Below are 19,137 nucleotides of genomic sequence, written 5' to 3'. Positions count from 1 at the left end.
GAAAGTTGTCAGCGCAGCAGGGCCGGCCGCTTGGGATCGAAGCGCCAGCCGGGAATCAGGTGCTGCATCGCCACGGCATCGTCGCGTGCACCCAGGCCGTGCTGCAGGTAGAGCTGGTGGGCGCGTTCCACCGCGCCCATGTCCAGCGTCACGCCCAGGCCAGGCGCCTGCGGCACCTGCACCATGCCGCCGACGATCTGCAGCGGCGCTTCCGTCAGGAACTGGCCGTCCTGCCAGATCCAGTGGGTGTCGATGGCCGTCACCTTGCCGGGCGCGGCCGCGCCCACATGGGTGAACATCGCCAGCGACACATCGAAGTGGTTGTTGGAGTGGCTGCCCCAGGTCAGGCCCCAGTCGCGGCAGGTCTGGGCCACCCGCACGCTGCCGGCCATGGTCCAGAAATGCGGATCGGCCAGCGGGATGTCCACGCTCTGCAGCGCCAGCGCATGGGCCAGCTGGCGCCAGTCGGTGGCCACCATGTTGGTGGCCGTGGGCAGGCCGGTGGCGCGGCGGAACTCGGCCATCACCTCGCGGCCGCTGAAGCCACCTTCGGCACCGCAGGGGTCTTCGGCATAGGCCACCACGCCGTGCAGATCACGCATCAGGCGCACCGCGTCCTTCAGCGACCAGGCGCCGTTCGGGTCCAGCGTGATGCGGGCCTGCGGGAAGCGCTGGTGCAGCGCGGTGACGGCGGCCACCTCTTCCTCGCCGGCCACCACGCCGCCCTTGAGCTTGAAATCCTGGAAGCCGTAGCGCGCCTGCGCCGCCTCGGCCTGGCGCACGATGGCCTCGGGTGTCAGCGCGGTGCGGTGGCGCAGGCTCAGCCAGTCGTTGCTGTCGTCGTCAGCGACATACGGCAGATCGGTGCGGCGCCGGTCACCCACGTAGAACAGGTAGCCGAGCATCTGCACTGCATCGCGCTGCTGGCCCTCGCCCAGCAGGGCGGCCACCGGCACGCCCAGGTGCTGGCCCAGCAGGTCGAGCAGGGCCGACTCGATGGCGGTGACCGCATGGATGGTGGTGCGCAGATCGAAGGTCTGCAGGCCACGGCCGCCACTGTCGCGGTCGGCAAAGGTCTGCTGCACCCGCTGCAGCAGCTGCAGGTGGGCACCGATGGGCTGGCCGATCAGCAGCGCGGCGGCATCCTCCAGCGTCTGGCGGATCTTCTCGCCGCCGGGCACTTCGCCGATGCCGGTGCGGCCGGCGCTGTCGGTCAGGATCAGCAGGTTGCGGGTGAAGAACGGGCCGTGCGCGCCGCTCAGGTTGAGCAGCATGCTGTCGCGCCCTGCCACCGGGATGGCGCGCAGCGCAGTGATGACGGGGGTGGACACCATCAATCCGCCGTGATCTTGCCGGTCTCGATCACCTTCTTCCAGCGCGCGAACTCGGCGGCCTGGAAGGCGGTGAACTGCTCGGGCGTGTTGCCCACGATCTCGAAGCCCAGGTCCAGCAGCTTGGTCTTGATGGCCGGGTCGGCCAGGCCGGCCAGCAGGGCCTCGTGCAGCTTGGCCTTGATGTCGGCCGGCAGGCCTTTGGGCGCTGTAAATGCCTGCCAGGAGGTGACGGTGACGCCCTTGTAGCCCAGCTCGTCCATGGTCGGCACATCGGGCAGCAGCGGCGAGCGCTTGGCACTGGTGATGGCCAGCGCCCGCAGTTTGCCGCCCTTGATGTTGGCCAGGCCGGTGTTGATGTTCATGAAGCTGGCGTCCACCTGGCCGCCCAGCAGGTCGCTCATCGCCGGCGCGCCGCCCTTGTAGGGGATGTGCAGGCCGGTGGTCCTGGTCTCCTGCCAGAACAGCTCGGCCGTCAGGTGGTCGCTGGTGCCGTTGCCGGCCGAGGCAAAGCTCATCTTGCCCGGGTTGGCCTTGTGGAAGGCCAGCACGTCGGCCAGGCTCTTGTGCGGCGACGCGGCCGGCACCGCCAGCACATTCGGCGCCTGCACCGCCACGGTGAGGTAGTCGAAGTCCTTCAGCGGGTCGTAGGCCACGCCCTTGACCAGGTGCGGCCCGATGACGAACGGGCCCAGCGACGAGACGAAGATGGTGTAGCCATCGGGCGCCGCACGCTTGGCCGCCGCCGCACCCACGGTGCCGCCGGCACCCGCCTGGTTGGCCACGACGAAGGTGCCGCCCAGCTTCTCCTGCAGCTTCGGCCCCAAGGTGCGGGCGATCATGTCGGTGGACCCGCCGGGCGGGAACGGCACCAGCAGGGTCACCGGCTTGCTGGGCCAGGTGTCGGCCCAGGCGGCGCCCAGTGGCGCGCAAGCCAGGGCCAGTGCGGCCAGGGCGGTGGTCAGGCGGGTCATCGTGCAGTCTCCTGTGTGCGGCAGGCGCAAGGTAGCGCTACCAAATCCGCCGAATGGTAGCGCTACCGATGCTGCGCGACAAGGCGCTGCAGCTCAGGTCAAACCCGGATCAGGCGCTCTGCCGCGGCACGATGGAGAAGCCGATGTCGACCACCGGCGTGGCCACGGTGCGGCCCTCGGCCCGGTCGACGATGCACTGCGCCGCCTGCCGGCCGATGGCCGCGCCCTTGATGTGCACGGTCGTCAGCGACGGCGCCAGCGCAGCGGCGAACTCCAGATCGCCGAAGCCCACCACCGCCAGATCGTCCGGCACGCCCAATCCACGGGTGCGGGCCTCGGTCATCACGCCCAGGGCCAGCAGGTCCGAGCTGCAGAACACCGCATCCACCCTCGGCTGCTGCGCCAGCAGCTGCGCCAGGCCATCCCGGCCGCGCTGCAGCGTGGTCGGCGTGGCCACCTGCACGATGGGCACCTCCGGCAATCCCAGTGTGTGCGCGGCGGCCTGGAAGGCGGCACTGCGCCGGCGGGCGCGCTCGTCGTCGCCGGTCACCACGCCCAGGCGCTGGCGGCCCTTGGCATGCAGGTACAGCGCCACCGCCCTGCCCACCTCGCTGTGCGAGAAGCCCACCAGCATGTCGATCGGCGTGGGCGTCAGGTCCCAGGTCTCGACCACCGGGATGCCCGCGGCCTGCAGCCGCCTGCGGCCTTCGGCCGAATGCATGATGCCGGTGAGCACGATGCCGTCGGGCCGGCGGCCGATGATGGCTTCGAGCAGCGCGTCTTCGCGGTTGCCGCTGTAGCCGGCCTGGCCCAGCATCAGCTGGTAGCCGTGCGCGGCCAACGCCTCGGTGAGCGACTGCACCGTTTCCAGGAACACCATGCCCGAGATCGTGGGCACCACCGCCGCCACCAGCCGGCTGCGGGTGGAGGCCAGGCCGCCGGCCAGCAGGTTGGGCACATAGCCGGTGCGGGCCACCGCATCGGCCACCTTCTGGCGCACCGCCTCGGACACCTGCTGCGGTGTCTTCAGCGCGCGCGAAGCGGTGATCGGCGCCACGCCGGCCAGGCGCGCCACGTCGTGCAGGGTGACGGCGCCACTGCCGCGGCGGCTGCGCTTGGGGCTGGGCGGCTCTGGCGCCACGGCACTCAGCCCCGGGTGACGTGCACCGCCGGCACGCGGCCGTCGTTCCAGCGGCCGCCCAGCGCCCGCTCGACCTGCGCGGCCAGCTGCAGCAGCAGGCCGTCGTTGGCCTGCTTCGCCTGGAAGTGCATGCCCAGCGGCAGGCCGTTGGCCTGCCAACCCAGCGGCAGCGACACCCCCGGAATGCCGCACAGGTTAGACAGCGGCGTGTAGGCGAAGCTTTGCCAGAGGTTGTCGAACCAGTCCAGCACCGACGGGTTGGTGCTGGTCGTCAGGTACTCGGTGGTGCCGATGGCCGGCGTGGGCAGCGCGGTGATCGGCGTGAGGATGATGTCCCAGTCCTCGAAGAAGGCGCCGAAGCCGCGGGCGGTGGTGTTGAACACCGCCTGCATCTGCGCCCGCTCACTGAAGCTGGTGCCGATGCCGGCCTGCCAGATGCGGATGTTGATCGGCTCAATCATCCCAGGCGGCGGCTCGGACAGCCCGCGTGCGGCCAGCAGGTTGGCAATCGTCTGCGCGAAGTTGCTGATGTAGCAGGTGGTCTGGGCGGCGAAGGCGGCGCGCAGGTCCACCGCGGGCAGCGCCCAATCGACCTGGTGGCCCAGGCCTTCGAGCAAGCGGCCGACACGCTTCAGCTCATCGACGAAGTGCGGCGTGGCGCTGTAGCCACCCCACGCATGCGACAGCGCGATGCGCAGCGGCTTCGGGTCGCGCGCGATCAGTTGCAGGCAGGGCTCGGCCGGCATCCAGTACGGCATGAACTCGCCCGGTGCGCCGCCGCGGCAGTGGTCGATGAAGGCAGCGGTGTCGCGCACCGTGCGGCTCTGGCAGCCCTGGGTGGAGACCAGGCCGGTCAGGTCCGACAGCTTGGGCGCGATCGAGAACACGCCGCGCGACGGCTTCAGGCCGATGTTGCCGTTGGCGCCGGCGGGGATGCGGATCGAGCCGCCGCCGTCCGTCGCATGCGACAGCGGCAGCACGCCCGACGCCACCGCCGCCGCCGTGCCGGCACTGCTACCCAGCGTGGTGTAAGCGGTGTCCCAGGGGTTGCGGGTGATGTAGACCGCCGGGTTCTCGGCCGACGAGCAGACGCCGAACTCCGGCGTGGTGGTGCGGCCGATCAGATTCAAGCCGGCGCGGCGCATCTGGCCGGTGAGGAAGGCATCCTCGGTGGCACGGTTGCCGCGCATGAACAGCGAGCCCATCTCCTGCAGCCGGCCGGCCATGGTCGGGCCCAGGTCCTTCATCAGGAAGGGCACACCGGCGAAGAAGCCGTCGGATTTCGCGCCGGCAGCCAGCGGATCGGCCACCGCGTCGTCGAACAATTCGACCACCGCGCTGAGCTGCGGGTTGACCCGGGCCACGCCGGCGGCGGTTTGGGCGGCCAGTTCGGCGGGCGTCAGGTCGCCGCGGCGCACCCGTTCGGCCAGGGCCACGGCGTCATGCGCCACCCATTCGTCCCACCCCATCGCCAATGTCATGTCGCCTGCATCCTGAAGATCGGTGCCGGCACTGCGCCGGCGCGGCGCCAGTCTAGGGCAGCGCGCCGGTCAGTTCACCTGGCGGTCGCGCCCTTCCCAATATGGCGCCCGCAGCGCCCGGCGCAGGATCTTGCCGGTGGGGTTGCGCGGCAGCTCGGGGATCACGTCCACCGTCTTGGGCACCTTGAAGCCGGCGATGCGTTCACGCGCCCAGGCGATCACCGCCGCCGGGTCCACGGTGTGGCCGGGGCGCGGCACCACCACCGCCTTCACCGCCTCGCCCCAGGTGGGGTCGGGCACGCCGATCACCGCCACGTCGGCCACGTCGGGGTGGCCGTAGATGGCGTTCTCCACCTCGGCCGGGTAGACGTTCTCGCCGCCGCTGATGATCATGTCCTTCACCCGGTCGTGGATGTAGACATAGCCGTCGGCATCCATGTAGCCGGCGTCGCCGGTGTGCACCCAGTTGTCGGCCGTCTTGGTGCGGGCGGTGGCCTCGGGCTGCTTCCAGTAGCCCAGCATGTTGTTGCTGGAGCGGGTGACGATCTCGCCCACCTCGCCGGTGGGCACGGTCTGGCCGTCGGGGCCGACGATCTTCACCTCCACGCCCGGCACCGGCTTGCCGGCGGCGCGCATGCGCGGGCTGCCCTTGGGATCATGGTCTTCCGGCGGCAGGGTGACCACGGTGCCGGTGGTCTCGGTCATGCCGTAGGCCTGCAGGAACTGGCAGCCGAAGGCCTGCACGCACTGCTGCAGCAGGGCCAGCGGGATGGGCGCGGCGCCGTAGAAGATGTACTTCAGCCGGCTGAAGTCGGTCTTGGCGCAGCGCGGGTGGTTCACCAGCATCTGCAGCGCCGCCGGCACCGCGAAGAAGCGGGTCACGCCCTCCTTCTCGATGGCGTCGAAGCAGCCGTCGGGCGTGAATTCGGCCATCACGCAGCCGCTCACCCCGCCGGCCAGGGCCATGAAGCCCAGGCCGGTGCCGCCGATGTGGGCGCAGGGCATGGCCACCATCACCACCTCGTCGTCGTCCCAGGCGGCCCAGGGCAGGCCGGCCTGCTGGGCCTGGCGGCGCAGGCCGAACAGGTTGCGGTTGCACAGCTCCACGCCCTTGGGGTTGCCGGTGGTGCCCGAGGTGTAGAGCTGCAGGATGGCGTCTTCCGGCCCGCTGGCGACAAACGGGGCCGGCGTGGTGCCATCGATCCAGGCCCAGGCCTCGTCGGCCGAGAAGATGCGCTGCACCAGCGGCAGCTGCGGCGCCATCGCGCGGGCGTCGTCGGCGAAGCCCTCGCCGGCAAACAGCAGCTTGCTCTCGGTGTCGTGCACGATGTAACGCCGCTCCGGCGCGGCCAGCCGCCAGCCCACCGGTGCCATCACCACGCCGATGCGCGCCGCGCCGAACAGCAGGGTGAAGTACAGCACCGCGTTCTTGCCCAGCCAGGCGATGCGGTCGCCCTTCTTCAAGCCGGCGGCCAGCAGCGCGGTGGCCACCCGGTGGGTGCTGGCGTCGAGTTCGGCGAAGTGGATGCGCCGCTCGCCCACCATGGCCGGGCGCTGCGGCCGGTCCGCAGCCCAGTGGCGGATGAAGGCATCGATGGTCAGCAGTTCAGGCGTGTCCATGGCGGGTGCACCGGTCGGATGGGGATGGCCCACTCTAGCGACGGGGGGCCGCCGGCGGCCCCGGGACCATCCCGCAACCGGCGGCCGGTGTCGCCTCGGCGACGCCTGCACCCCTGACCGGCACGCGGGCGAGAATCGCCCGACTCTCCTGCCAGGCCTGCCATGACCACCTCCACGCCCGTCGATCCCGCCACCGGCACCGAAGGCAGCTTCGACGCCGGGCATGTGGTGCTGCAGTCCGGACGCACCTTCCGCCACATGCGCCTGGTCTACAAGACCTTCGGCACGCTGAATGCCGACAAGTCCAACGCCATCCTCTACCCCACGTCCTACGCGGCCCAGCATGACGACATCGCGCACATGGTGCGCACCGGCGGCGCGCTCGACCCGTCGCGGCACTTCATCATCATCGCCAACCTGTTCGGCAACGGGCTGTCCAGTTCGCCGTCGAACACGCCCTGGCCCGACACCGGCAGCCGCTACCCGGATGTGACCTGCTTCGACGCGGTGCATGTGCAGCGCCGCATGCTGCAGACCGTGTGGGGCATCGACCGGCTGGCGATGGTGTACGGCTGGTCGATGGGCGCGATGCAGGCCTACCACTGGGCGGCGCTGTTCCCGCAGGCGGTGGAACGCATCGCCGTGGTGTGCGGCGCCGCCCGCTGCGCGCCGCACAACCAGGTGTTCATCGAGGGCGTGAAGGCCGCGCTGATGGCCGACCCGACCTACCAGGACGGCGCCTTCACCGGCCGGCCGGTGCGCGGCTTCCGCGCCATGGGGCGCATCTACGCCGGCTGGGCCCTGTCGCAGACCTTCTACCGCCAGGAGCTGTGGCGCGGCCTGGGCGCCAGCTCGCTGGAGGACTACCTGGTGTCGTCTTGGGAAGCGAACTTCTCGCGGCGCGATCCGGCCGACCTGCTGGCCCAGTTCTGGACCTGGCAGCACGGCGACATCAGCGCCAATGCGCTGTACGGTGGCGACCTGCCCCGCGCGCTGGCCGCCATCGAAGCCAAGGTGCTGCTGATGCCCGGCGACCACGACCTGTACTTCCAGGTCGACGACAACCGGCTGGAGCTGCCGCACTTGCGCCACGGTGCGCTGCACCCGATCCCGTCGGTGTGGGGCCACCGCGCCGGCAACCCGGTCAGCCAGCCCGAGGACCGCGCCTTCATCGAAGGCCACGTGCGCGCGCTGCTGGCCAGTTGACCGACCACACGCACCCGGTGCCGCATGCGGTGGCCCGCCTGCGGGCCGACCGCCTGGCCCGCAGCACCAAGCCCTTCCTGGCCCGTGGCGGGCCCAAGGGCGCGCGCTGCGGCGGCTGCCGCCTGCCAACCAGCCACTGCCTGTGCGCCTGGCAGCCGCGCGTGCCCACGCAGGCGGGCATCTGCCTGCTGATGGCCGACACCGAGCCGCTGAAGCCCAGCAACACCGGCTGGCTGGTGGCCGATGTGGTGCCGGACACCGCCGCCTTCGGCTGGGCCCGCACCGCCACCGACCCCGGGCTGGCCGCCCTGCTGGCCGATCCGCAGTGGCAGCCGCTGGTGGTGTTTCCGCAGGAGTACGCAGCGCCGGAGCGGGTGGTGCAGCAACTGCCCTCTCCCGCTGACGACGACCGTACACCGGCCCGCCGACCGCTGTTCATCCTGCTGGACGGTACCTGGGCCGAGGCCCGCAAGATGTTCCGCAAGACGCCGCTGCTGGATGCGCTGCCGGTGCTGCACCTGCAGCCCGACCAGATCTCGGCCTACCGCCTGCGGCGCAGCCGGCGCAACGACCACTTCTGCACCAGCGAGGTGGCGTCGCTGTGCCTGCAACTGGCGGGCGAGCACCACGCCGCGGCGGTGCTGGACGCCTGGCTGGATGTCTTCACCCACCACTACCTGCAGGCCCGCCACCAGTTGCCGGCCGACTTGCAAGGCCCTGCGCACCAGCAGTTGCGCGCGGCCGTGGCGGCCTGCGCGGCCGCCTGACGGGCGCGGCTACCAGCTCTCCAGCCAGGGCCGCAGTTCGGTCTCGTGCGTCCAGGCATTGCGCGGCTGCTGGTGGATCTGCCAGTAGGTCTCGGCGATGCTGTCAGGGTCGAGGATGCCCTGCTGGTCCTTCAGTGCATAGCGCTCGGGGAAGTTGCTGCGGATGAACTCGGTGTCGATGGCACCATCGATCACCGGGTGGGCCACGTGGATGCCTCGGGGCCACAGTTCACGCGCCATGCTCTGCGCCAGCGCGCGCAGCGCGGCCTTGGCGCCGGCGAAGGCCGAGAAGCCCTCGCGGCCGCGCAGCGATGCGGTGGCGCCGGTGAACAGGATGGTGCCCCGCCCGCGCGGCAGCATCACCTTGGCGCACTCGCGGCCCATCAGGAAGCCGGCGAAGCAGCCCATTTCCCAGACCTTGGTGTACACCCGGGCGGTGGTCTCGGTGATCGGGAAACGCACATTGGCACCGATGTTGAACACCGCCACCTCGATGGGCGCGATGTCGCGCTCGATGCGCGCCACCAGGTCGACCATCTCGTCTTCCTTGCGGGCGTCGCTGCCGAAGCCATGGGCCTCGCCGCCGTCGGCGCGGATCTGCGCGAGCAGCGGCTGCAGCTTGTCGGCGCTGCGGCGGGTGACGCAGGCGATGTAGCCTTCGCGCGCAAAGCGGCGGGCGATGGCGCCGCCGGTGGCGTCACCGGCGCCGATCACCAGGATGGCTTTCTTGTCGGTCATGGCATGTCCTCGGTGGGCGGGCTCAGGCGCCCAGCAGCTTGTCCATGCGCTTGCGCGCCAGCCGCTTGATCACGGCCCGCTGCAGCGCGTTGGCATTGGCCAGCAGGCGGTTGGCCTCGCCGGCGCAGGCGGTCTGGCGGGCGGCCAGTTCGGCCGGGCTCAGGGCGCGCTGGGCCGCCTCGGCCTGGTCGACCAGGGCGCGGGCCTGGTCTTCATTGGCATTGCCGTGCAGGTAGCTGTCGCCCACGAAGGCAGCGCCTTGCGTCAGCCGGTCCAGCAGCGGCTTGCGGGCCGTCTCCTTGCCGGCCTTGACCTGGCGCACCAGGTCATCGGCGCTGGCTTCCAGGGCGGCCACGCACTGGGCGGCGCGCCGGTCCTGTGGCGTGGGTTCCGCCGCCTGGGCCGCGGCGGCAGCTGCCAGCGCGGCCAGCAGGACAGTCAGCAGGGCCCGGCAGGTGCGTGTGAACATCATCGGTGTTCAACGCACGCCGGGGCCTGCCGGTTGTCCTGAGCGCCTCAGGAGGCGGCGAAACGCGCCAGCCGCTGGCTGATGATGGCCTCGGCCTCGGCCATGATGCGGTCGATCAGCTCCTGGACGGTGGGGATGTCGTGGATCAGGCCGGCCACCATGCCGCAGCTCCAGGCGCCGGCTTCCATGTCGCCGGTGGTCATGATCTTCGGGTAGACGCCGGCCACCTCGTCGATGATGTCCTCGAACTTGATGCTGGCGCCCAGGGCCTTCTCCTTCTCCAGCAGGCGGTCGACCGCGGCATTGCGCAGCACCCGCTCGGTGTTGCGCAGCGGGCGCATCACCAGCCGGGTGTCCAGCTCGCTGGCGGCGACGATGGCGTCCTTCACGTTCTGGTGCACCGGCGCCTCCTTGGTGGCGATGAAGCGGGTGCCCATGTTCATGCCCTCGGCGCCCAGGGCCAGCGCGGCCACCAGGCTGCGGCCGTCGGCCATGCCGCCGGAGGCCACGAACGGGATCTTCAGCTCGTCGGCCGCGCGCGGCAGCAGGATGAAGTTGGGGATGTCGTCCTCGCCCGGATGGCCGCCGCACTCGAAGCCATCGACGCTGACCGCATCGCAGCCGATGGACTGCGCCTTCAGCGAGTGGCGCACGCTGGTGCACTTGTGGATCACCTTCACGCCGGCCTCGTGCAGCATCGGCAGCCACTTCTGCGGATTGTTGCCGGCGGTTTCCACCGCCTTGACGCCGCCGTCGAGGATGGCGCGGATGTAGCCGGGGTAATCCGGGCTGCTGACGGTGGGCAGGAAGGTCAGGTTGACGCCGAACGGCTTGTCGGTCATCTCGCGGCAGCGGCGGATCTCGTTGGCCAGCAGCTCGGGCGTCTTCTGCGTCAGGCCGGTGATCAGGCCCAGACCGCCGGCGTTGGACACGGCCGCGGCCATCTCGGCGAAGCCGACATAGTGCATGCCGCCCTGGATGATGGGGTGCTGGATGCCGAACAGTTCGGTGATGCGGGTCTTCATGGCGGTCTCCTGTGGGGATGGATGCAGGGGCAGGATCGAAGCAATGGCGGGAGCTTAGCGGCCCGCCGGACGGAAAACTTGCGTGGCGTGGTCACCGGGGTTGTCACTCCCCGAGGTGGCCCTCCTCGTACTGGCTGTCCAGCGACGCCAGCATCGGCCGGTTGCGCCGCCAGCTGCCGCGCCGGTACCAGGCCCAGGCCACCAGCGCCGACAGCAGGCTGCCGAATGGAAAGCTCCACCAGATCGCATCGGCGCCCAGCCAGGGCTGCAGCGCATGGGCGAAGGGCACCCGCCCGGCCCACATGGTGGCGGCGAAGATCAGCGTGGGCGCCAGCATGGCGCCGTTGGCCCGCATCATCGCAAACAGGCCCATGGTCACCGACAGTGCGATCCAGCCCCACAGCACCACATGGTTGATGTGCAGCGCCTCGGCCAGCACCGCCGCATCGCGCGGCACGAACAGCTGCAGCGGCAGCGTGCCGGCGGCCAGCATGGCCACGGTGACGGCACTGGAAATGCCGAAGCTCAGCAGGCAGCCGCGGCGGGCGATCTGGTCGACCCGGTCCCAGCGGCCGGCGCCGATGTTCATCGCCGCCATCGCCGACATGGCCGCGGCCAGTGCATTGCTGGGCAGCTGCACGAAGCCCCACAGCTGGGCCGACGCCGCATAGGCCGCCGCGGTGGCCGCGCCGTAGGTGTTGACCATCGCCAGCAGCGTGAAGTAAGCGCCCTGAACGATGACGGATTCGGCCGCCATCGGCAGGCCACGCTTGACCAGCAGCACCAGCAGGACCGGGTCGGGCTGCAGGTGGCGCAGGTCTTCACCATGCAGGGCGATCGGCGAGCGCTTCAGGTAGACGTAGACGACGATCAGCGCCAGCGCCAGGCCGCTGGACAGCAGGTGCGCCAGCCCCAGCCCGGCCATGCCGAAACCGCTCCAGGCGCCGATGCCCGAGACCAGCAGCGGCGTCAGCAGCACCGCGCCGACGATCCATACCAGGGTGAAGCGGAACGGCGTGCGCGCATCGCCCGAGCTGCGCAGCATCATCATCATCACCATGTAGGTGAAGATGCCCGGCATGGTCAGGCAGGTCATGCGCAGGTGGGTGATGGCGAAGCCGCGGGATGCCGCCGGCACCGCCATGCCGTCGACGATGGCCGGCGTCAGCGCCCAGCCCAGCCCCGCCAGCACCAGCGACAAGCCGCCGACGAAGGCGATGGCGCAGCCCACCACCCGCTTCACCGCCGTCATGTCGCGGGCGCCCAGGCTCTGGCCGATGGCCACGCCGGCGGCGGTGCCGATGCCCATGGCCGAGCCCATCACCATGTACATCAGCACGGTGGCGGTGGCCACCGCGGTCAGCGCATCGGCCCCCAGGCTGCGGCCGACCCAGATCGCACCCCAGGTGCCGGTCAGCGAATGCAGCAGGTTGGTGACCAGCAGCGGCAGTGCAAACCGCGCCAGCGTGGGCGCGATCGGACCGCTGGTGAAGCGGCCGGCGGCGGCGTAGGACTGCGAGGCGGTCACGCGCCGATGTCGGTCACCAGCGTCACGCGCCGCCGGGCGCGCCCGGCTGCAGCTGCGCCAGCGCCGCCTGGCGGATCTGCCGCTTCAGCACCTTGCCCGAGGGCGTGCGCGGCAGCGGCTCGTCGGACTTCAGGATGTAGCGCGGCAGCTCGAACTTGGCCAGGTGCTGGGCCAGGAAGTCGCGCAGCGCATCCACATCCAGCGCCGGGTCACCATGCACCGTGGCGCCGACTTCCTCGCCCAGGCGCTCGTCGGGCACCGCATACACCGCGGCTTCATGCACCTGCGGATGCATCAGCAATGCAGCTTCCACCTGGCCGCAGCCGATGTTCTCGCCGCCGCGGATGATCAGGTCCTTGATGCGGTCGACGATGAAGATGAAGCCCTCGTCGTCGAAATAGGCCACGTCGCCGGTGCGGAACCAGGCGCCGTCGGCATCGGGGATGAAGACCTGGGCATTGGCATCGGGCCGGTTCCAGTAGCCCTGGAACAGCGACGCGCCGCGCACCAGCAGTTCACCGCGCTCGCCGGCCGGCAGTGGCTGGCCGGCGTCGTCGATCACCCGGAGGTCCAGCACCACCGCGCTGCGGCCCGAGCTGGCCGGCCGGTCCAGGTAATCCTGCCCGCCGATGCCGCAGCCGATGGCATTGGTCTCGGTCATGCCCCAGCCGGTGCCGGGCAGGGCCTGGGTGAAGCTCTTGCCGATCTGGCGCACCTGCTCGGGCGCGCGCGGCGCACCACCGCCGCCCACGATCTGCAGGCTGGCGAGGCTGTACTTGCCGGCTTGCGCCAGGCGCAGCAGATCGCCTGTCACGGCCGCCGGACCGATCATCGAGCTGAGCTGGTGGTGGTCGATCAGGCGGGCGGCCTCCTCCACATCCCAGCGGTACATGGCCACCAGCCGCCGCTGGGCGCGAAACCCGGCCAGGTAGCTGGCATGCAGGCCGGTGACATGGAACAACGGCACCGCCAGCAGCGTGCCCGGCTGCACGGCAGGCGCCGGCGGCACGATGCCGGTCACCTTCTCGCCGATGAACCGGTCCAGCTCCCAGGACATCAGCGCGCTGACGATGTTGCGGTGGCTGCTGAGCACGCCCTTGGGGTGGCCGGTCGAGCCCGAGGTGTAGAGGATGGTGGCCGGGTCGTCGGGCTGGATGTCCACCGGCGGCATCGGCACCTCGCCGGCTGCCGCGGTCAGGTCGGCCAGGTTGCGCACGCCGGCGGCCAGCGGCTTGCTCGGCCGCACGGCCAGCACCCGCAGCCCGGGCAGGTCGCCGCAGGCCGCCACCCGGTCCAGCCGCTCCTGGTCGGCGATCAGCACCTTGGCGCCGCTGTCCTGCAGGCCGTAAGCCATCTCGTCGGCCTGCCAGTGGGCATTCATCGCCACCGCCACCGCGCCGATGGACGTGGCGGCGTTGAAGGCCAGCATCCATTCGGGGTAGTTGCGCATCGAGATCGCCACCCGGTCGCCGGGCCGCACGCCGCAGTCATGCACCAGCACATGGCCGATGCGCGCGGCCGCCGCCCAGGCCTGGGCGAAGCTGAAGTGTTCGTCCAGGTAGGTGATGCAGGACAGCTCGCTGGTGGTGCTTTCGAACAGCACCCGCAGTGAAGCCGGTGCGTTGACGAAGGTGCGCAGCCGGCGGCCGTTGAGCACCTGCTCGCGCAGTTCGTAGGGCTGGCCGGGGGCGGTCAGTTCGGCGATGGCCTGGGCGCGGACGGGGTTCATCGCTCAACGTCCCTTGAACACGGGTTCGCGTTTTTCGACGAAGGCCTTGGTGGCCTCGCGGTGGTCTTCGGTCTGGCCGCAGTGGATGTGGTGGGTGGCCTCCAGGTCCAGGCAGTCGTCCACGTCACCCGCCATGGCGCGGTTCAGGTTCTCCTTCATGTAGCGGTAGGCCACGCTGGGGCCGTTGGCCAGGCGCAGCGCGATCTCGCGGGTTTTGGCGGCCAGGTCCTCGGGCGCGCAGACCCAGTTGGTCAGGCCCAGGCGCAGCGCCTCGTCGGCGCCGATGCGGTCGCTGAGGTAGTACATCTCCCGCGCCTTGGCCGAACCCACCAGCTGGGTGAGGAAGTAGGTGCCGCCGTAGTCGCCCGAGAAACCGACCTTGGCAAACGCGGTGGTCATGATCGCGCTGCTGGCCATGATGCGCAGGTCACAGGCCAGGGCCAGTGCCAGGCCGGCGCCAGCGGCCGCGCCGGGCAGCGCCGCCAGCGTGGGCTTGGGCATCTTGAACAGCTTGCCGGCGGTGGCGCGCTGGTTGACCCGCTGGCGGTGGATGGCCTGGTCGATGGTCTGTGCGCCCACCGTGCCGTCGCCGCTGGCCGCCATGCCCTTGACGTCGCCGCCGGCACAGAAGCCCTTGCCGGCGCCGGTCAGCACGATGCACTTCACATCGTGGTTGAACTCCGCGGCAGCCAGTTGCTCCTGCAGCGCCTGGTTCATCGCCTTGGACATCGCGTTGCGCGCGTCGGGGCGGTTCAGCGTCAGCGTCAGCACGCCGGTGTCCAGCGTGGCCAGCAGGTCTTGCGTGCCGGTGTCGATGTCTTGGGCCATGCGTGTCTCCTCAGCGGTGTTCAGCGGTGTTCGAAGAAGGCGTTGTTGAAGACGGTGCGGTCGCCCGCGACGCCGCCCTGCACCCGCGCCTCGATGGTCAGGCGGCCGGGCCGGTCCTGCCAGCCCAGCACCTGCAGGGTGTCGCCGGGATACACCGGCGCCGAGAAGCGCCCGCGCAGCGCGCCGAAGCGTGCCGGGTCGCCGCCGCAGACGGTGGCCGTCAGCAACTGGGCGGTGTGTCCATAGGTGCACAGCCCGTGCAGGATGGGCGCCGGAAAGCCGCCGAACTTCGCCGATTCGGGGTCGATGTGCAGCGGGTTGTAGTCGCCCGACAGCCGGTACAGCGCCGCCTGGTTGTCGGCGATGCGGATGCTGGCGGTCACGTCGGCCGGGCGCTGCGGCACCTCGGTCTTCACCGAGCGGGTGGTGCCCGCGCCCTCGAACGGCGCGATGTCGCCCAGCGCCGCGACGCCACGCTGGAACAGGCCGGTGGTGATGCGCATGCACACGGTGCCGGCGCCATCCAGCACCTCGGTCTCGAACTCGGTGAAGGCGCCGCCCTTGCCGCGGGGGTGCACCGCCAGCAAGCGGCTGCGCACCTGCACGGTCGTGGCCTTGTCGGCGCCGATCCCCACGGGCACGGGCAACGGCGCAAGCTGCTCGATGCAGCGCTCGGCGTCGATCATCAGCGGCCCGGGCGACGACGGCACCGCCGTGCGGTCGATCTGCAGGCCAGCGCTGCCCCAGCGGATGGCGAAGCTGGGGAAGACCGCGAACTGGGGATGCCCTTCGTAGGTGAAGCGCAGGTCGCTGCAGCCGATGCCCACCGCGTACAGCAGCACATCGCGCTGGTCGTAGGTGATCGGCACCGGCGCGCTCCAGGCGCCGGGCTCGTTGCCGGCCAGGATGGCGCGGGGGTTGAAGGTTGCCATCGTCGTTGTCTCCGGGTCGTTGTTGTCGTGTCGCGGTCAGCCGTAGGCGGAGAGCGCCTCGTCGATCGCCCGCTCCAGATCGGCCGCCGTCGCTGCATGGCCCAAATGGGTGCAGAACGGCCGGTACTGCAGCAGCGCGCTGTCGCCGGTGCCCCAGCGGCCCTCGCCCTCGGGGCTGAGCCACACCACCCGCTTGGCGCGGGCGGCCAGCTCGCCGAACAGGTCGAGCCGCGGGTTGGTCATGTTGCTGCGGCCATCGCCCAGCACCAGCACCGTGGTGCGGCCGTCGATGAGCTGCCAATGCTGGTCGTACAGGTCCTGCCAGGCCTGGCCGTAGTCGGTGCTGCCACCGCCCACTTCCTTCAGGATCAGGGCCATGGCGTCGTCGAAGGGCAGCGTCTCCAGCGGCGGGCCCACGTCGCGCAGCCGGTTGCTGAAGGCGAAGGCCCGGAGATCGGCCACCGTGCCCTGCAGCGCATACAAAAACAGCAGCAGGAAGCGCACATGCGCCGCCACCGAGCCCGACACATCGCACACCGCCACGATGCGCGGCTTGTCGACCCGCTTGTGCTTGAAGTGCAGCTTGACCGGCACGCCGTCATGGCCGGCGTTGGCGCGGATGGTGCGGCGCAGGTCCAGCTGGCCGCGCAGGGTGATGCGGCGGCGGTGGCTGTGGCGCTGGGCCAGGCGCTTGGCCATGCGGGCCACCGCCGTCTTCATGCGGTCCATGTCGGCCGGGCTCATGCGGCCCAGCGGCCGCTGCACCGCCACCTCGGCCATGAAGGCCTCGGTGGCCGGCTTGCCGAACAAGGCGAAGCGCTGCTCCACATGGGCGCGGGCCTGGCGCTGCAGCCGGGCACGGGCGGCGGCCAGGGTCTGGCGCAGCGCGGTGCCGGCTTCGCCTTGCTCGCCCTCTTCGCCTTCAGCGCCGGCTTCCAGCTGCTGCTGTTGCTGCTCCAGCTTGCGGATGCCCATGGCCTCCAGCAGCTGGCGGGTCAGGAAGGCGGTCTGCGACTGGAAGCGGATGTCGTCCACGCCCGCCTTCTGGCCGGCGCGCTGCAGCGCGGCCGCCATGGCGCCGGGGTCGCCGGCGGCCTGCTGTTCGGCCAGGTCGAGCAGTGCGTCAACCTCGGCATCGCCGGTGCGCGGCGCGGGCGGCTGCTCGCCGTCAGACCCGTCGCCATCGGCAGACTGTTCGGCATCCTGGCCGCGTTCGGGCACGCGGAAATACAGCTCGAACACTTCGTCGCAGATGGCCTTCTCTTCTTCCGACTTGGCCAGCGCCACCGACAGGCTGGACTTCAGCGTCTCGCGGTCGGCATAGCCCACCAGGGCCACGGCGCGGGCGGCGTCGATGGCCTCGGCCACCGAGGCCTCGGCACCGGCGGCGCGCAGCGCGCGCACGAAGCCGGCCAGCTGGTGGTCGATGCCCTGCAGGCCCAGTTCGCGGGCCACGGTCAGGCCGGTGCCCGGGCCGCGGGTTGGGCGGCGGCCTGCACAGCCGCCTGGGCCAGCTGGCCCAGCGTGCCCTGCACTTCCTGGATGTCGGTCTCGCGCTTGAGCAGCACGTTCAGCGTGTCGCGCACCAGGGCTTCGTCCAGCGCGTCGGCATGCAGCAGCAGCAGGGTGCGGGCCCAGTCCACCGATTCGGCCATCGACGGCGGCTTGCGGATGTTCTGCAGCCGCAGCAGCTGGATGAAGGCCACCAGCTGGCCCAGCAGCTGCTCCGGCAGGCCGGGCACACGGGCGCGCAGCACCCGCTGCTCCAGCACCGCGTCGGGGTAGCCGATGTGCAGGTGCAGGCAGCGGCGCTTGAGCGCATCGCCCAGCTCGCGGGTGTTGTTGGACGTGAGGATGACCAGCGGCGGCACCTGGGCGCTGATGGTGCCGATCTCGGGGATGGTCACCTGGTAGTCGGCCAGCACCTCCAGCAGCAGGGCCTCGAAGGATTCTTCGCTCTTGTCGATCTCGTCGATCAGCAGCACGCTGCCGCCGGGCTGCTCCATCGCCTGCAGCAGCGGGCGCGGTTGCAGGAACTCGCGGCTGAAGAACAGGTCCTGGAAGCCGGCCAGCTTGGTGAAGGCACCGTCCAGCGTGTCGCTGTCGCCGATCAGGTGGCCGATCTTTTCCTTCAGGATCTGGGTGTAGAGCAGCTGCTTGCCGTACTTCCACTCATACAGCGCGCGGCTGTCGTCCAGGCCCTCGTAGCACTGCAGGCGGATCAGCGCGTGCTGCAGCGACTTGGCGATCGACACCGCCAGGTCGGTCTTGCCCACGCCGGCGGGGCCTTCGATCAGCACCGGCTTGCGCAGGTGGTGGGCCAGGTACACCGCGGTGGCGATGGGCCGGGTGGCGATGTAGCCCACGCTGGCCAGCGACGCGGTGACGGCGTCGATCGAGGCGAGGCCTGGGGTTTGCGCGGTGGGATGCAGGGTGTCAGCGGGCACGGTGGACCAGGAAAGCGGCGGGGCCTGCCAGTGTCAGGGCAGGCCCGGGGGCCGACTGTTCCGGCTGTGACACCTGCCCGGGCGCGTGCCATGGAAGATGATGCGGGGGCCAACCGGCCCGTCCACCCTGCCCTGCCCGACCCGATGACCGCCACCACTGCCACGCTCTACACCGTCCGCCAGGGCGCCGCCTGGATCACGCTGAACCGCCCCGAGCAGCGCAATGCGCTGTCGGCCGCGCTGGTCAATGAACTGCATGCCCACCTGCAGGCCGCGCTGGCCGACGACGCGGTGCGCGCCATCGTGCTCACCGGCGCCGGAAGCGCCTTCTGCGCCGGTGCCGATCTGAAGAGCCCGCCCGGCCAGGTGGTCGACGGCCAGCAAAGCGTGTCGCTGGCCACGGTGCTGGCGCTGATGCAGGACTGCACCAAGCCGGTGATCGGTGCCATCAACGGCGCCGCCTTTGCCGGCGGCCTGGGCCTGGTGGGCGCCTGTGACCTGGTGATCACCGTCGACGAGGCGCCTTACAGCTTCAGCGAGGTCAAGATCGGCGTGATCCCGGCCGTGATTTCGGTGGTGTGCCTGCCCAAGCTGGGGCCGCTGCACGGCATGAAGCTGTTCCTGACCGGCGAGCGCTTCTCCGGCACCGAGGCGGTGGGCTACGGCCTGGCGCACCAGGCCGTGCCGGCCGCACAGTTGCAGGCCACGGTGGATGCCCTGGTGGCAACACTGGCCGCCGGCGGTCCGATCGCCGTGGGCGAGTGCAAGAAGCTGGTGCGCCGCATCCCCACGCTGGACCGCGACACCGCCTTCGCCGAGGCCAGCGAGTGGAGCGCCCGCATGTTCCGCAGCCCCGAGGCCGCCGAAGGCATGGCCGCCTTCCGGGAGAAGCGCAAGCCGAACTGGATCAAGCCCTGAGGC

At 70.7% G+C, this 19,137-nt stretch carries 17 protein-coding genes; 3 read left to right on the top strand and 14 right to left on the bottom strand.

Translation table 11 applies throughout. The features are described 5' to 3' along the window. Nucleotides 1-8: 8 nt before the first annotated feature. The 5 genes from gudD to FFT10_RS00410 form a co-directional block, all read right to left on the bottom strand. Nucleotides 9-1,334, bottom strand: coding sequence for a glucarate dehydratase (gudD, locus tag FFT10_RS00430; protein ID WP_137730795.1), 1,326 nt, complete (start codon nucleotides 1,332-1,334; stop codon nucleotides 9-11). Next, nucleotides 1,334-2,305, bottom strand: coding sequence for a Bug family tripartite tricarboxylate transporter substrate binding protein (locus FFT10_RS00425; protein WP_137730794.1), 972 nt, complete (start codon nucleotides 2,303-2,305; stop codon nucleotides 1,334-1,336). The genes gudD and FFT10_RS00425 overlap by 1 nt, the downstream gene beginning before the upstream one ends. A gap of 109 nt (nucleotides 2,306-2,414) precedes the next feature. Further along, the gene (locus tag FFT10_RS00420; RefSeq protein WP_228026898.1) at nucleotides 2,415-3,446 is read right to left on the bottom strand and encodes a LacI family DNA-binding transcriptional regulator; all 1,032 of its coding nucleotides are present in this window, start codon (nucleotides 3,444-3,446) and stop codon (nucleotides 2,415-2,417) included. A gap of 5 nt (nucleotides 3,447-3,451) precedes the next feature. Then, a complete protein-coding gene (locus FFT10_RS00415; protein ID WP_137730793.1) occupies nucleotides 3,452-4,927 on the bottom strand; it encodes an amidase in 1,476 nt (491 codons plus the stop codon). A gap of 69 nt (nucleotides 4,928-4,996) precedes the next feature. After that, complete coding sequence (locus FFT10_RS00410; protein ID WP_137730792.1) at nucleotides 4,997-6,547, bottom strand: fatty acid--CoA ligase; 1,551 nt, start codon at nucleotides 6,545-6,547, stop codon at nucleotides 4,997-4,999. Nucleotides 6,548-6,709: 162 nt separating this feature from the next. Between FFT10_RS00410 and FFT10_RS00405 the strand changes: the two genes are divergently transcribed. Continuing rightward, nucleotides 6,710-7,753, top strand: coding sequence for an alpha/beta fold hydrolase (locus FFT10_RS00405; RefSeq protein ID WP_137730791.1), 1,044 nt, complete (start codon nucleotides 6,710-6,712; stop codon nucleotides 7,751-7,753). Beyond that, nucleotides 7,750-8,520, top strand: coding sequence for a tRNA-uridine aminocarboxypropyltransferase (locus FFT10_RS00400; RefSeq protein WP_228026897.1), 771 nt, complete (start codon nucleotides 7,750-7,752; stop codon nucleotides 8,518-8,520). Before FFT10_RS00405 ends, FFT10_RS00400 begins: the two co-directional genes overlap by 4 nt. A 9-nt stretch (nucleotides 8,521-8,529) precedes the next feature. On the opposite strand, the gene FFT10_RS00395 is transcribed toward FFT10_RS00400, so the two are convergent. The 9 genes from FFT10_RS00395 to FFT10_RS00355 form a co-directional block, all read right to left on the bottom strand. Beyond that, complete coding sequence (locus tag FFT10_RS00395) at nucleotides 8,530-9,258, bottom strand: SDR family oxidoreductase (RefSeq protein WP_137730790.1); 729 nt, start codon at nucleotides 9,256-9,258, stop codon at nucleotides 8,530-8,532. Nucleotides 9,259-9,280: 22 nt separating this feature from the next. Continuing rightward, nucleotides 9,281-9,730 (bottom strand): hypothetical protein, encoded by a 450-nt coding sequence (locus FFT10_RS00390; protein WP_162520661.1) that lies wholly within the window; start codon nucleotides 9,728-9,730, stop codon nucleotides 9,281-9,283. A 44-nt stretch (nucleotides 9,731-9,774) separates the two neighbouring features. Further along, complete coding sequence (locus FFT10_RS00385) at nucleotides 9,775-10,752, bottom strand: NAD(P)H-dependent flavin oxidoreductase (protein WP_137730788.1); 978 nt, start codon at nucleotides 10,750-10,752, stop codon at nucleotides 9,775-9,777. Nucleotides 10,753-10,855: 103 nt separating this feature from the next. Beyond that, nucleotides 10,856-12,280, bottom strand: a complete 1,425-nt coding sequence (locus FFT10_RS00380; protein ID WP_137730787.1) for an MATE family efflux transporter — start codon at nucleotides 12,278-12,280, stop codon at nucleotides 10,856-10,858. A gap of 22 nt (nucleotides 12,281-12,302) precedes the next feature. Further along, on the bottom strand, nucleotides 12,303-14,009 hold the full coding sequence (locus tag FFT10_RS00375) for a class I adenylate-forming enzyme family protein (protein ID WP_137730786.1): 1,707 nt from the start codon (nucleotides 14,007-14,009) through the stop codon (nucleotides 12,303-12,305). A 3-nt stretch (nucleotides 14,010-14,012) separates the two neighbouring features. Then, nucleotides 14,013-14,837: an enoyl-CoA hydratase gene (locus FFT10_RS00370; protein ID WP_137730785.1), complete on the bottom strand. Its 825-nt coding sequence runs from the start codon at nucleotides 14,835-14,837 to the stop codon at nucleotides 14,013-14,015. A gap of 20 nt (nucleotides 14,838-14,857) precedes the next feature. Continuing rightward, on the bottom strand, nucleotides 14,858-15,769 hold the full coding sequence (locus FFT10_RS00365) for a MaoC family dehydratase (RefSeq protein WP_137730784.1): 912 nt from the start codon (nucleotides 15,767-15,769) through the stop codon (nucleotides 14,858-14,860). A gap of 36 nt (nucleotides 15,770-15,805) precedes the next feature. After that, a complete protein-coding gene (locus FFT10_RS00360; RefSeq protein ID WP_137730783.1) occupies nucleotides 15,806-17,224 on the bottom strand; it encodes a vWA domain-containing protein in 1,419 nt (472 codons plus the stop codon). 2 nt (nucleotides 17,225-17,226) lie between these two features. Next, nucleotides 17,227-18,216 carry an AAA family ATPase gene (locus FFT10_RS00355; RefSeq protein ID WP_228026896.1) on the bottom strand — a complete coding sequence of 330 codons (990 nt, stop codon included), beginning with the start codon at nucleotides 18,214-18,216 and terminating at the stop codon, nucleotides 17,227-17,229. A gap of 144 nt (nucleotides 18,217-18,360) precedes the next feature. Here FFT10_RS00355 and FFT10_RS00350 point away from each other — a divergent pair, with 144 nt between their 5' ends. Beyond that, on the top strand, nucleotides 18,361-19,134 hold the full coding sequence (locus tag FFT10_RS00350) for an enoyl-CoA hydratase-related protein (protein WP_162520660.1): 774 nt from the start codon (nucleotides 18,361-18,363) through the stop codon (nucleotides 19,132-19,134). The last annotated feature ends 3 nt before the right edge of the window (nucleotides 19,135-19,137 follow it).

Source organism: Pseudaquabacterium pictum, assembly GCF_005403045.1.
GTDB lineage: Bacteria > Pseudomonadota > Gammaproteobacteria > Burkholderiales > Burkholderiaceae_C > Pseudaquabacterium > Pseudaquabacterium pictum.
Note: the sequence above shows the minus strand (reverse complement) of the source record. Positions and strands in the feature narration are given on the sequence as shown.

What these genes read in the sequence shown, in the direction of transcription:
- FFT10_RS00350 (WP_162520660.1), top strand. Translation starts at nt 18,361, where the DNA reads ATGACCGCCACCACTGCCACGCTCTACACCGTCCGCCAGGGCGCCGCC.
- FFT10_RS00425 (WP_137730794.1), bottom strand. Translation starts at nt 2,305, where the DNA reads ATGACCCGCCTGACCACCGCCCTGGCCGCACTGGCCCTGGCTTGCGCG.
- gudD (WP_137730795.1), bottom strand. Translation starts at nt 1,334, where the DNA reads ATGGTGTCCACCCCCGTCATCACTGCGCTGCGCGCCATCCCGGTGGCA.
- FFT10_RS00390 (WP_162520661.1), bottom strand. Translation starts at nt 9,730, where the DNA reads ATGATGTTCACACGCACCTGCCGGGCCCTGCTGACTGTCCTGCTGGCC.
- FFT10_RS00415 (WP_137730793.1), bottom strand. Translation starts at nt 4,927, where the DNA reads ATGACATTGGCGATGGGGTGGGACGAATGGGTGGCGCATGACGCCGTG.
- FFT10_RS00385 (WP_137730788.1), bottom strand. Translation starts at nt 10,752, where the DNA reads ATGAAGACCCGCATCACCGAACTGTTCGGCATCCAGCACCCCATCATC.
- FFT10_RS00365 (WP_137730784.1), bottom strand. Translation starts at nt 15,769, where the DNA reads ATGGCAACCTTCAACCCCCGCGCCATCCTGGCCGGCAACGAGCCCGGC.
- FFT10_RS00395 (WP_137730790.1), bottom strand. Translation starts at nt 9,258, where the DNA reads ATGACCGACAAGAAAGCCATCCTGGTGATCGGCGCCGGTGACGCCACC.
- FFT10_RS00405 (WP_137730791.1), top strand. Translation starts at nt 6,710, where the DNA reads ATGACCACCTCCACGCCCGTCGATCCCGCCACCGGCACCGAAGGCAGC.
- FFT10_RS00370 (WP_137730785.1), bottom strand. Translation starts at nt 14,837, where the DNA reads ATGGCCCAAGACATCGACACCGGCACGCAAGACCTGCTGGCCACGCTG.
- FFT10_RS00375 (WP_137730786.1), bottom strand. Translation starts at nt 14,009, where the DNA reads ATGAACCCCGTCCGCGCCCAGGCCATCGCCGAACTGACCGCCCCCGGC.
- FFT10_RS00410 (WP_137730792.1), bottom strand. Translation starts at nt 6,547, where the DNA reads ATGGACACGCCTGAACTGCTGACCATCGATGCCTTCATCCGCCACTGG.